The organism is Prescottella defluvii, from assembly GCF_000738775.1.
GTDB lineage: Bacteria > Actinomycetota > Actinomycetes > Mycobacteriales > Mycobacteriaceae > Prescottella > Prescottella defluvii.
The window spans coordinates 21,061-33,080 of the sequence record NZ_JPOC01000013.1 but is presented as its reverse complement, the minus strand read 5'-3'; the positions used below and the strand labels follow the sequence as shown (position 1 = coordinate 33,080).

Here is a 12,020-nt window from a genome sequence, read left to right as displayed (position 1 = left end):
AGCTGGAGTCGCACGCCGGGTGGCTATCCGACACCGCCCCCGGCGTTCGACTCCAGCTACGGCCGGCCCACACCCGGGTCGGGGCTCCGCGTGGGCGACGCCATCTCGTACGGGTGGCGGAAGTTCTCCGGCAATGCGCTCTCGTGGGTCGTGATGATGCTGATCGCCGCCGTCATCCAGGGTCTGCTCAACTGGGCTTTCGCCAGCAGCAACAATGCGGTGACGTTCATCGGCGGTCTGATCTCGATCGTCGTCGGCTACCTGATCCAGGCAGCCTTCGTGACGGGGGCACTGCACGAAACCGACGGCACCAAACCGGCCATCGGATCGTTCTTCCAGATCCGCAACATGGGCGCCGTCGTCGTCGCGTGCTTCCTGGTCGGCGTGCTGACCACGGTCGGCCTGATCCTGTGCATCATTCCCGGCCTCTTCGCGATCTTCCTGACCTGGTGGACGCTGCAGTTCGTGATCGACCAGAACCAGGACCCGATCGGTGCGATCAAGTCCAGCTTCCGGGCGATCTCCTCGAACTGGAGCCCTCTCCTGCTCCTGGCCCTCGCACTGCTGGGCATCAACATCCTCGGCGCGATCCCGTTCGGTCTCGGGCTGTTGGTCACGGTGCCGCTGTCGATCATCGCGTCGACCTACGCATACCGCGTCACCGTCGGCGGGCCCGTCGCTCCGTAGTCCCCACGTCTTGCGCACTTGTCGCTCTCCGGACCGCCCCGGACGAGCGGCAAGTGCGCAAAACGGGCTGACACGGGGTGCGGATCCCCGTCACACCGCCCCGAATGTTTGGATGGCGCGGTGACAGAGCCAGCGCAAACCCGATCCACCGTTTCCGAACCTGCGGCATTCGCCCACGTCAGCCGCGGTTATTACGCCACCATCGTGGCGTTGTTCACGATGACTCTGTTGATCTCCAATATCTGCGCGACCAAGGGCGTCGCGTTCTTCGTCGATCAGGACGTCACGTTCGGCCCGTTCCAGGTCCTGCCGATCATCACCGACGGTGGGTTTTTCCTGTTCCCCCTCGCGTACGTGCTCGGCGACGTCCTCAGCGAGGTGTACGGCTTCAAGGCCACCCGCCGCGCGATCTTCATGGGCTTCGGCGCGCTGCTGCTGGCCGCGCTGAGCTTCTGGATCACCCAGCAGCTCCCGCCCGCCGACTTCTACGAGAACCAGGCCGCGTTCGACGCCGTCGTCGGTGTGGTGCCGCGACTGCTGATCGCCGGACTCGCCGGCTACCTCGTCGGGCAGCTGCTCAATTCCGCGGTTCTCGTGCTCATCAAGGAACGCACCCGGGAGAAGCATCTGTGGGCGCGGCTCATCGGGTCGACGGTGGTCGGCGAGCTCGCCGACACCGTCATCTTCTGTTCCATCGCGGCAGGCGCGATCGGCATCTCCACGTGGGACGACTTCCTCAACTACGTGATCGTCGGTTTCGTGTGGAAGACCCTCGTCGAGATCCTGGTGATGCCCGTGACGTACCGGGTCATCGCGTTCGTCAAGAAGCGCGAACCGACCTACACACCCGTCGAGGACGGCTTGCTGCCGTAGAAGCGGCCCAGCATCTCCGCCTTGTACTCGTCGAAGTAGCCGCCCTCGATGCTCTCCCGGATCCGGTCCACCAGACGCACGGTGAACCGCTCGTTGTGGATGGTGCAGAGCGTCGAGGCGAGCATCTCCTTCGCCTTGAACAGGTGGTGGATGTACGCGCGCGTGTAGTTGGCGCACGTGTAGCAGTCGCACTCGTCGTCGATCGGGGTGAAGTCCCGACGGAATCGCGCCGTGTTGATGTTGAAGCGGCCGTCCGGGTGGTAGATCGCGGCGTTGCGGGCGACGCGGGACGGGTTGACGCAGTCGAAGGTGTCCGCGCCGTTCTCGATCGCGACGAACATGTCGTCGGGCTCGCTGATCCCGAGCATGTGCCGCGGCTTGTGCTCGGGCAGTTCCTCGTTGACCCAGCGCACGATGGTGCCGAGGTTCTGCTTCTCGAGCGCGCCGCCGATGCCGTAGCCGTCGAAGCCGCGTCCGCTCACGCCAGTGATGGTCTCGAGCCCACGCGCGGCCTGCCGGCGCAGATCCTCGTACTGCGCGCCCTGCACCACACCGAACAGTGCCTGATAGGGCCGGTGCGCGCGTTCGGCGGTGAGCTTCTCGTGCTCGGCGACGCAGCGCACCGCCCACGCCTGCGTCCGCTCGACGGACTGCTCCTGGTAGCCGCGAGTGTTGAGCAGCGTCGTCAACTCGTCGAACGCGAACATGATGTCGGCACCCAACTCGTGCTGGATCCGCATCGACACCTCCGGGGTGAACCGGTGCGCCGAGCCGTCCAGATGCGACTTGAACGTGACACCGTCGTCGTCGACGTGCGCCAACCGCTGCTTGCCTTCCGCGATGACGTCGTCGGATTGCACACCGACGGCCTCCATCGCCAGCACCTTCTTGAACCCGACACCCAGGGACATCACCTGGAAGCCGCCGCTGTCGGTGAACGTCGGGCCGTCCCAGTTCATGAACTTCCCGAGCCCGCCGGCCTCGTCGACGATGTCGGAACCCGGCTGCAGGTACAGGTGGTAGGCATTCGCCAGGACGGCCTGCGCGCCGAGATCCTTGATCGCCTCGGGAAGCACCGCCTTGACGGTCGCCTTGGTCCCGACCGCGATGAACGCCGGGGTCTGGATGTCACCGTGCGGGGTGTGGATCGTGCCGGTGCGACCCAGCTTGTCGGGCAGGCGGGTGCCCACCGTGAAGAACGGATCGGACGGCGTCGGCACTACATCACTCACCTGGCCATACTGTCACAGGCCGGCGGGTGAGCTACGCCCGCTCGACCGCGGTGAGCAGCAGATACTCCCAGTCCATCGCGAACGATCCGGCGCCGACGTCGAACTGTCGGGCCAGGTCGGCGAGATCCCGATCGAGCGCCGCCACCTTGTCCGGATCGTCGGAGATGGCCCGGTACACCGCGATCGTCGGTCCGTAGTTGGCCTTGAAGTAGTCCCGGAACGCCTCGGGGCCCTCGAAGCGGTCGACGCGGACGGTGTCCCGATGCGCGACGACATCGGTGACCCGGTCCCCCAGCAGTTCCCGCACGTGAGTTTCGTCGCCCCACCGCGGCGGCGGCTGCGCACCCGGCGGGGGCGGCGGCGCGTACGGCTTCATCGCGGCGAACATCCGGCCGATGAAACCGTCCGGCGTCCAACTGAGCAGCCCGATGGTGCCGCCCGGCCGGCAGACCCGGACCAACTCGTCGGCACTGGCCTGATGGTGCGGCGCGAACATGACGCCCACACACGACAGCACGACGTCGAAGTCGTCGTCGGCGAACGGCAGCGCCTCCGCGTCCGCCTCCTTCCACTCGAGGCGGGCGCCGCGCTTGGCGGCGAGTTCGCGGCCGCGGTCGAACAGCTCGGGCGTGAGATCCGACGCCACCACCTCGGCACCCGCGAGTGCGGCGGGAATCGCGGCATTTCCGGTACCGGCGCCCACATCGAGGACGCGCTGCCCGTCGTGCACCCCCGCCGCCCGGACCAGGACCGCACCGAGTTCGGGGATGACGTCCTCCGCGACAGCCGGATAGTCGCCCGACGCCCACACCGCCCGGTGTTTGGACTTGAGAACCCGATCGGCTTCCTTGGCTACAAGTGATTCGCTCATGTTTCGAGCGTGCTCCGAGGTTCCGCGCGGAACAACCCACCCCGGGGGAACGATTTCGCCACCCACACCCACGTGACCTGTGGTTCCGTTCGTCCCGAGCAGGTGACTCGGCGCGGCGATACGCTTTTTCCCGTCATGGACCACCGCGAGAACGGAGGCCTGCGCGTGACACCACGCACTGCGGCGGGAACCGCGAATTCAGCCCAGCATCCCGCCTTCGAGAACATCGCCCGCGTCGGCCAGGCGGCGAGCGGGGTCGTACATCTCCTGATCGGCTACATCGTCATGAGGTTGGCGTTCGGTGACCCGGGAACCGCCGATCAGTCGGGCGCCCTGACGACTCTGGCTTCACAGCCCGGCGGCCGACTCGCGCTGTGGGTGGCGGCCGTGACCCTGGCCGCACTCGCGGCGTGGCGGGTGGTGGAGGCATTCGTCGGGAAGCGCTCCGACGTCGAGGAGCCGTCCGTGTTGGACCGCGGGAAGACCGCGGGAGTCGCCGTGGCCTATCTCGCGCTGGCCTTCACCGCGTTCCAGTTCGCGCGCGGTGGCGGAAAGTCGAGCACCGAACAGAACATGAGCGTGAGTGCTCGGTTGATGCAATCCGCCGGCGGCAAGGCGGTTCTCGTCGCCGTGGGTCTGGCGATCATCGGGATCGGCGCCTACCACGTCTACAAGGGCGCCAAGAAGAAGTTTCTCGACGACCTGCACCGGGCCGGCCTGCCACGAGTGGCGACGCCTCTCGGTGTCGTGGGCTACATCGCGAAGGGCCTGGCGATCGGCGGCGCGGGCGTCCTGGTCGTCATCGCGACGTTCACGACCGATCCTGCCAAGGCGAGCGGGCTGGACGGTGCCGTCAAGACGCTGGGTACGGCCCCCTTCGGCCAGGTGCTCCTCGTCGCGGCCGGGCTCGGTGTCGTCGCCTACGGCGCCTACTGCTTCGTCCTGGCGCGCTACGGCAGGATGTGATCGCCGGGATGTGAGGCCGTCGGGCAGGTCACCTGTAGTGACAACATGACCGAACGCGGCGAGACCGTCAGCTTCGAGCAGCGGGGCCGTCGGCCGACGCACCCAGACCGCGGCCGCCTGCCGGGGTCGCCCGGTCCGGGCGGCGGTGCGCTGCAGATGAAGATCTTCTACGCCTCCGCGCTCACCGAACTCGGAGGAGAGCCGCAGGGCATCCATCGCGCGATGATCTGACGGGCATCGCCCGGCCCGCCACACTGGTCGGGCGACGTCTGTCATTCTCGCGACGAAGGCGTTGGGCCGTAACCGCGGTCGCCGACGATTTCGTGAATGAGCCGGGTGAAGGCTCGACCGGCGGCGCTGAGGTAGGCGCCTTGTCGATGCAGGAGGGTAACCGTTCGGGCGGGTAGGGGCGGATCGAGCGGGATGGGCGCGAGATGGGGATGGTCGTGGGTGATGGCGTCCGGCAGGACCGTGGCCACGGGGGTGCGTTGCACTATCTCGGTCAGAGCCTGAATGGTGTTGGCCTCGATCGCTATTCGGGGTTCGATGCGCTGCCCGGCGAAGTAGGCGTCGATGTGCCCGCGGGTTGCGAAGTCGCCACTGAGTAGCGCCAGTTGCTGATCCTGAAGTTCTTGCGCCGGTACGAGTTCCGGCTGTAGTGCGGCCCGCGCGTCACTGATGACGAGGCTGAGAGTTTCGGTGAAGAGCGCGGTGGCCGTGATGCCGGGCGGGTGGGGGCCGGCAAAGGCGATACCGAGATCCAAGTCGTCGGCGAGCAGTGCGGTTTCGACGCGGTCTTGAGTCGTCTCGGTGAGGGTCAGACCGATACCGGGATAGCGGGTGTGGAACTCGGCGACGAGCGGGCCGATCAGGTACGCGGTGAACGTGGGGGTTGCACCCAGGCGCAGGTGGCCGCAGGAGAGGTCTTGGACGTCATGAACTGCGCGTTCGGCGGCATTGAGGTCGCGCAGCGCGCGTCGGGCGTGCTCGGCGTAGACGGCACCAGCGTCCGTGAGCCGTACCGCGCGGCCAGTGCGGTCGAGCAGCTGCACTCCGACGGTCCGCTCCAGTTGCTTGATCTGCTGGGAAAGCGTGGGCTGGGAGATGTGCAGGTCTTCAGCGGCGCGCGTGAAGTTGCCGTGTTCGGCAACGGCGAGCAGGTAGCGCAGGTGACGCAGTTCGAGAACGGCCATGGAATCGATTATAGATGCCACCAATCGTTTCTATGGATAACAAGTCTTGGACACTATATGCGCAGCTCATGCACAGTGGTTCTCGTAAGCCCACGCCGGGCCGACCACCACGAAGGAAGTGACCCATGCACGACCTCGCCGAAGGAGTCGCCAGTTTCCGGAAGGATGTCTTTCCGGAAAAGGCGGAACTCTTCTCCCATCTCGCCACCCACCACACGCCACACACGCTGTTCATCAGTTGCTCGGATGCCCGCGTCGTCCCCGAGCTGATCACAGGCACCGAGCCGGGTGACCTGTTCGTCATTCGCACCGCCGGCAACCTGGTGCCCGCCTACACCCCCGAAGCCGACGGGGTGGCCGCGAGCATCGAATATGCCGTCGCCGCACTGGGTGTCGAGGACATCGTCGTCTGCGGTCACTCCGCATGCGGGGCGATGACCGCACTCGCCGAGAGCCACGACCTCAGCGGTGCGCCCGCGGTTGCCGCCTGGCTGCGGCATGCCGACGCCGCCCAGGCTCGCACCACAGCCACCGGAGACGTCGACGCCCTGGTGCACCAGAACGTGCTGGCCCAGCTGGCGAACCTGGCCACTCACCCCTCGGTCGCCCGCGCCTTGGCAGAGCAGAAGGTCACCCTCCACGGCTGGGTCTTCGACATCGCCACCGGCGACGTCCAGGAACTGTCCACTACCCGCCCCGCGCTCGCGGTCTGACTCCCTATCCACACCTCCTGCTTCGCGATCCGCGCGAAGTGGTCCACCCCAGAGAGAAGGAAACACCGATCATGATCCAGTCCCAGCTCGACCCCACCGCCCGCCAGGCCCTCGCCGTGGCCGCCGTCGATGCCAAGACCCGCAAGGACCTCTCCTGGCAGCAGATCGCCGACGTTTCCGGACTGTCGGTGGCGTTCACCACCGCCGCCGTACTCGGCCAGCACCCGCTGCCGCAGCAGTCCGCCGAGGCCGTCGCCGAGCTGCTCGACCTCGACGAGGACGCGGCGCTGCTGCTCCAGTCCGTTCCGACCCGCGGCTCGATCCCCGGCGGCATCCCCACCGACCCGACCATCTACCGCTTCTACGAGATGCTCCAGGTCTACGGCACCACCCTCAAGGCCCTGGTCCACGAGCAGTTCGGCGACGGCATCATCTCCGCGATCAACTTCAAGCTCGACGTGAAGAAGGTCGCCGACCCCGAGGGCGGCGAGCGTGCCGTCATCACCCTGAACGGCAAGTACCTGCCGACCAAGCCGTTCTGATCAGACACCGAACCCGCGTCACCGGCCGGGCAGCAACGGGGGTGGGCCGGAAGCAGCCTTCCGGCCCACCCCGCCCTCGACCATTCCAGGAGAACCCCATGGACTTCGTCCAGCGCACCATCGACATCGCCCGCCAGAACGTCACGGACGGCGGTCGTCCGTTCGCGACCGTCATCGTCAAGGACGGCGAAATTCTCGCCGAGAGCCCCAACATGGTCGCCCAGACCGGCGACCCCACCGCCCACGCGGAAATCCTCGCCATCCGCGAGGCCTGCACCAAGCTCGGCACCGAGCACCTGACCGGCACAACCATCTACGTCCTCGCCCATCCCTGCCCGATGTGCCTGGGTTCGCTGTACTACTGCTCCCCCGACGAGGTCGTCTTCCTCACCACCCGCGACTCCTACGCGCCCTACTACGTCGACGACCGCAAGTACTTCGAACTCGCGACCTTCTACGACGAGTTCGCCAAGCCCTGGCAGGACCGCCGGCTACCTATGCGCTACGAGCCCCGCGAGGACGCCGTCGACGTGTACCGGTTCTGGCAGGTGAACTCGGAGTAGCCGCGGTCGTCGAGTCCGGACCGAGTCCGCTTCTCGCCCAGCGGCTGCGAAGCTCAGTCGCGCGCCAGACCCGGCGGGAACCCACCCGTCGCGATGGGGCCCCACTCGTCGATCGTGATCCGGATGAGGCTCTTGCCCTGCCTGCGCATGGCGTCGCGGTACTCGTCCCAGTCGGGGTGTTCGCCCGAGATGCAGCGGAAGTACTCGACGAGAGGTTCGAGCGCATCGGGCAGGTCGAGAACCTCTGCGGTGCCGTCGCTCTGGACGTAGGCGCCGTTGAAGTCGTCGGAGAGCACACACAGGCTCACGTGGGGATCGCGGCGCACATTGGCGGCTTTCGCTCGCTGCGGGTACGTCGCGATCACGATCCGGCCCTCGTCGTCCACACCCGCAGTGACGGGTGAAATCTGCAGTCCCCCAGATCTTTTGTGCGTAACGAGAACCGCACGGTGGCGGGGACGGATGAAGTCGAGCAACTGGTCGCGGGTGACGGTCTCGGCGGTGGCGACGGCCATGGTGTCCTCTCCTGATCGGCTCGGTACATGCACTCAGCTGCGCCGGCCGTCCGGCGAAGCCCCGTTCGGTGATCCGGCCGACTGTGCCCAGGCGTTTCCCATCCCGGACAGGAACGGGCCGACGATGTCGATCGGCAACGGGAACACCACCGTCGAGTTCTGGTCGGCGCCGAGCTCGAGCAGCGTCTGCAGATACCGCAACTGCAACGAGGCCGGATTCCGGCTGAGCACCTCCGCGGCCTGCCGCAACTCCTCCGACGCCTGCAGTTCACCGTGCGCGTTGATCACCTTGGCGCGACGCTCCCGCTCGGCCTCCGCCTCGCGCGCCATCGCCCGCTGCATCGCCTCCGGGATCTCGACATCCTTGATCTCGACGGCCCGCACCTGCACACCCCACGGTTCGGTCTGCGCGTCGATACTGGCGCGCAGGTCACGGTTGAGTTCGTCGCGGTGCGCCAGCAGCGTGTCGAGGTCCGCACGCCCCACCACCGATCGCAACGTGGTCTGCGAGATGAGTGACGTTGCCACCGCATGGTTCTCGACCGCCGTCACCGACTTCACCGGATCGGTCACCTGAAACAGCACGACGGCGTTGACCCGGGCGGGCACGTTGTCCTTGGTGATGACCTCCTGCGGCGGGATGGTCAGCGTCACCACCCGCAGATCGACCCGGATCATCCGGTCCAGCGCGGGCGCGAGCAGGCGCAGGCCCGGGCCCGACGCGGGACGCACCCGGCCGAGGCGGAAGATCACACCACGCTCGTACTCCCGCAGGACGCGGACCGAGAACACGAGCAGAACCGCGGCGACGACGATCACCGCCAGGACGATCACGACGGCGTTCACGAGCGCCTCACCCGGCTCCAGCCGGCCGGCGGGTCACCGTCGTCGGCGCGGGTGGGGTCGAATCCGCCCCACCGTGTTCGGTAGCGGTCCTGTGGCATGACATCCTCCCCTGGATTCGTCTCCGGCACTGCCGGATCGGGCGACTCGAAGTTCGCGGGGCTGCGCCGCAGGTGCGACGTGAGCGGCAACGAGCACACGGCCGCCAGCACGGCCGTCCCGACGAGAACCGCCGCCTCGACGGGCGTGTGCAACCCGATCACCGCGAACAGCGGGAAAAGTACCGCGAGTGCCGCTGGGACACAGGCGATTCCCCGGTGGAAGAGCCCGGCCTCCGAGTGCGGCCACGGGTCGAGCGCCCGGCTCACCTCCCGGCCGTGCTCGGACGTGGTGCACGACGCCTTGACCCGACAGCTGTTGCATACGGCCGGACTGGCCCGGTAGCGCATGACGCGGTTCTCCGGGTCGAACGACGTCGGCCACAGCCACTGATTCTGCGGGCACTCCCAAGCGTCGTGGTCACGGTGATAGGTGAACGCGCCGTGCGCCCAGTCCCCCGCGCGACGGCCGACCCGCCTCGCCAACAGATCCAGCCCGTACGCCGCGACGACGAGGAACGCGGAGTACCCACAGATCAGCCAGGTCACCGGGTCGACGGCGCTCACGACTCGTGTTCCTTCTCCGGCGGATGGACCTCGATGAACAACACGTCCTGTGGCTGCTCGTGAGTGGTGGCCTTGATCCGGTAGCGAACACCGAGCCAGCAGATCCACAGAAACGGCAGCACACCGCCGACGATGAACACCACGTCGCCCGGCAATCGCATCCATTCGAGCAGGAGGTTGCCCGGCTTGGTGAGTTCGGCGAGCGAGCGTGCCTCGAAGTAGCCGTTGGCCACCGACTCGTACAGTTGCGCGACACCGAGCGGCAGCAGGGACGCGAACACCATCCAGGCGAGCCCGAGATTGAGGCACCAGAACGACAGCCGTGCCAGTTTGTCGGGCCATCGTTCGGGCGGAATGAGATAGCGCAGCGCGAACAGCGACAGCCCGACCGCGAGGTTGCCGTACACACCCATCATCGCGCCGTGTGCATGGTTGGCGGTCAGACCCGTCCCGATCTCGTAGTACGAGACGATCGGGAGGTTGATGAGGAACCCGAAGATACCGGCGCCCAGAAAGTTCCAGAAACCGACCGCGACGAGGAACATGACGGCCCACCGGTGCGGGAACGGTTTCGCGGTGCGCGACTGCTGCCGGGACCCGAGTTGCAGGAAGCTCCAGGCCTCGACCGTCAGGAACGTCAACGGAATGACCTCGAGCGCGGAGAAGAACGCGCCGAGCGCCATGTGCTCGACCGGGGTGCCCGAGAAGTACACATGGTGCATCGTGCCGATCACACCACCCGCCGAGTACAGCACGATGTCGAGGAAAATGATTCCGAGAGCGATCTTTTCGCGCACGACTCCGAGCATCACGAACACGTACGCGACCATCACCGTGGTGAACAGTTCGAGGAAGTCCTCCACCCACAGGTGCACCACCCAGAACCGCCAGAAGTCCGCGACGGACAGGTGCGTCTCGGTGCCCGCGAGCAGTCCGACCGCATAGAACACCGGGATGGCAAGGGCCGAGTAGAAGAACAGCCACGGCATGTTGCCCCGCGACTCGCCTTTCAATCTGGCCCGAATGCCGCGATAGATGATCGCGATCCAGAGGAACAGTCCGATGACGAGCAGCACCTGCCATACCCGCGGCAGGTCGATGTACTCCCACTGCTGGTCGATGAACGGTGCACCCACCGACCACTCCACACCGTAGATCGACAGCGCCTCGCCGGTCATGCTGCCGGCGACGACCAGTCCGACCGCACCCAGCAGACCGTACGCCAGCAGGTGCTGGTTCTTGGGCTCCCTTCCGGAAATGAACGGGGCCAAGAAGATTCCGGCCGCGAGGAAGCCGGCGGCCGGCCACAGGATCGAGAGTTGGACATGCCAGGTCCGCGCAAGGTTGAACGGCAGGTAGTCGGCCAGGTCGAACCCGTAGAAGCTGAGGAGATCCGAGCGGTAGTGCGCGGTGGCGCCGCCGACGAGCGTCTGCCCGAGGAACAGCAGCGCGATGACGAAGAAGAACCAGGCACACGCCCGTTGCGCGGGAGTGATCCGCACCTCGCCGGGCTGACGGAACGAGATCGCCGGGGCGTCGACACTGCGCCAGCCGATCTTCTGGCTCCACCGCCCGTACACCGCGAACAGAATGCCGGTGCCGCCCAGCAGTGCGATCAGCGACAGCACGCTCCACACGACGATATCGGCGGTCGGCTTGTTGTCCACCAACGGTTCCGGAGGCCAATTGTTGGTGTACGAATAGTCCACGCCGGGACGCTCCGCCGCGGCCGCCCACGCCGTCCACGCGAAGAACGATGTGAGCTGCCTGATCTCACCGGGGTCGCTGATCGCGTCCGGCAGCAGTCCGTTCTCGTTGGCCTCGGGACCGAAGAACGTGGCGTAGTGCTTCTGGACCTCCCCGAACGCCTTGACCTGACGATCGGTGAGCACCAGGACACCGGTGCTCTCGTCGTAACGGTTGGTACGGAACTCCTCGAGCATCGCCGCATCCGGATCCGGCACGCCCTCGCGCAGCAGGTCGTCACGCACGGTGGAGGCCGAACGCCGCAGATAGTCGGCGGTGTAGTCGGGCCCCAGATAGCCGCCGTGCCCGACGATCGACCCGTACTGCATCAGTCCGCGTTTGAGGAACAACTCCTGCCCGGCGACGATGTCGTTGCCGTCGAAGACCTGTTCGCCCGAACTATCCACCACCCGAACGGGTCTCGGCATCGAATCGGTGTAGGTGCGGTAGGCCAGGAATCCGAGAACGAAGAAGCCGAAGACCATGACCAAGCCGACAGCTTGCACCCACGTCTTCGAGATCTGCATCGGGGAACGTTTTCGGGGCGGCTCCGCACCGGTACGTTCGACGGTGTTGTGGGCCATCTCGACACCTCCACCGGCGGACTCACC

At 66.7% G+C, this 12,020-nt stretch carries 12 protein-coding genes and 2 pseudogenes; 7 read left to right on the top strand and 7 right to left on the bottom strand.

Annotated features, from left to right (window positions below; all coding sequences use genetic code 11):
• Nucleotides 1–687 (top strand): annotated as a pseudogene (locus tag IJ15_RS26350) (hypothetical protein); the annotation flags it as partial.
• Between the two features lie 120 nt (nt 688–807).
• Nucleotides 808–1,560 (top strand): queuosine precursor transporter, encoded by a 753-nt coding sequence (locus IJ15_RS0105115; RefSeq protein WP_031937271.1) that lies wholly within the window; start codon nt 808–810, stop codon nt 1,558–1,560.
• Here IJ15_RS0105115 and tgt read toward each other — a convergent pair.
• Both tgt and IJ15_RS0105105 read right to left on the bottom strand, forming a co-directional pair.
• On the bottom strand, nt 1,527–2,792 hold the full coding sequence (gene tgt / locus IJ15_RS0105110) for a tRNA guanosine(34) transglycosylase Tgt (protein ID WP_031937270.1): 1,266 nt from the start codon (nt 2,790–2,792) through the stop codon (nt 1,527–1,529). The genes IJ15_RS0105115 and tgt overlap by 34 nt on opposite strands.
• A gap of 31 nt (nt 2,793–2,823) precedes the next feature.
• On the bottom strand, nt 2,824–3,663 hold the full coding sequence (locus IJ15_RS0105105) for a class I SAM-dependent methyltransferase (protein ID WP_031937269.1): 840 nt from the start codon (nt 3,661–3,663) through the stop codon (nt 2,824–2,826).
• 135 nt (nt 3,664–3,798) lie between these two features.
• Here IJ15_RS0105105 and IJ15_RS0105100 point away from each other — a divergent pair, with 135 nt between their 5' ends.
• Together IJ15_RS0105100 and IJ15_RS0105095 are read left to right on the top strand one after the other, a co-directional pair.
• On the top strand, nt 3,799–4,629 hold the full coding sequence (locus IJ15_RS0105100; RefSeq protein WP_051918511.1) for a DUF1206 domain-containing protein: 831 nt from the start codon (nt 3,799–3,801) through the stop codon (nt 4,627–4,629).
• Nucleotides 4,630–4,671: 42 nt separating this feature from the next.
• A pseudogene (locus tag IJ15_RS0105095) lies at nt 4,672–4,860 on the top strand (hydroxylase); the annotation flags it as partial.
• 41 nt (nt 4,861–4,901) lie between these two features.
• Here the strand turns inward: IJ15_RS0105095 and cynR are convergent.
• Complete coding sequence (cynR, locus tag IJ15_RS0105090; RefSeq protein ID WP_031937266.1) at nt 4,902–5,822, bottom strand: transcriptional regulator CynR; 921 nt, start codon at nt 5,820–5,822, stop codon at nt 4,902–4,904.
• Between the two features lie 125 nt (nt 5,823–5,947).
• On the opposite strand from cynR, the gene IJ15_RS0105085 reads away from it, so the two are divergent.
• The 3 genes from IJ15_RS0105085 (at nt 5,948) to IJ15_RS0105075 (ending at nt 7,640) form a co-directional block, all read left to right on the top strand.
• Complete coding sequence (locus tag IJ15_RS0105085; RefSeq protein ID WP_031937265.1) at nt 5,948–6,535, top strand: carbonic anhydrase; 588 nt, start codon at nt 5,948–5,950, stop codon at nt 6,533–6,535.
• 71 nt (nt 6,536–6,606) lie between these two features.
• Nucleotides 6,607–7,077, top strand: a complete 471-nt coding sequence (gene cynS, locus IJ15_RS0105080; RefSeq protein ID WP_031937264.1) for a cyanase — start codon at nt 6,607–6,609, stop codon at nt 7,075–7,077.
• A gap of 98 nt (nt 7,078–7,175) precedes the next feature.
• Nucleotides 7,176–7,640 carry a nucleoside deaminase gene (locus tag IJ15_RS0105075; protein ID WP_031937263.1) on the top strand — a complete coding sequence of 155 codons (465 nt, stop codon included), beginning with the start codon at nt 7,176–7,178 and terminating at the stop codon, nt 7,638–7,640.
• Nucleotides 7,641–7,693: 53 nt separating this feature from the next.
• Here the strand turns inward: IJ15_RS0105075 and IJ15_RS0105070 are convergent, their stop codons facing one another.
• The 4 genes from IJ15_RS0105070 to IJ15_RS0105055 are packed head-to-tail and all read right to left on the bottom strand — an operon-like array spanning nt 7,694 to nt 11,993.
• Entirely contained in the window at nt 7,694–8,155 is a 462-nt protein-coding gene (locus IJ15_RS0105070) for a PPOX class F420-dependent oxidoreductase (protein WP_031937262.1), read from the bottom strand.
• 33 nt (nt 8,156–8,188) lie between these two features.
• Entirely contained in the window at nt 8,189–9,001 is an 813-nt protein-coding gene (locus IJ15_RS0105065) for a slipin family protein (RefSeq protein ID WP_031937261.1), read from the bottom strand.
• Nucleotides 8,998–9,663: a hypothetical protein gene (locus IJ15_RS0105060; protein ID WP_031937260.1), complete on the bottom strand. Its 666-nt coding sequence runs from the start codon at nt 9,661–9,663 to the stop codon at nt 8,998–9,000. The genes IJ15_RS0105065 and IJ15_RS0105060 overlap by 4 nt, the downstream gene beginning before the upstream one ends.
• Nucleotides 9,660–11,993, bottom strand: a complete 2,334-nt coding sequence (locus IJ15_RS0105055; RefSeq protein ID WP_031937259.1) for a nitric-oxide reductase large subunit — start codon at nt 11,991–11,993, stop codon at nt 9,660–9,662. The genes IJ15_RS0105060 and IJ15_RS0105055 overlap by 4 nt, the downstream gene beginning before the upstream one ends.
• Between the last annotated feature and the right edge of the window lie 27 nt (nt 11,994–12,020).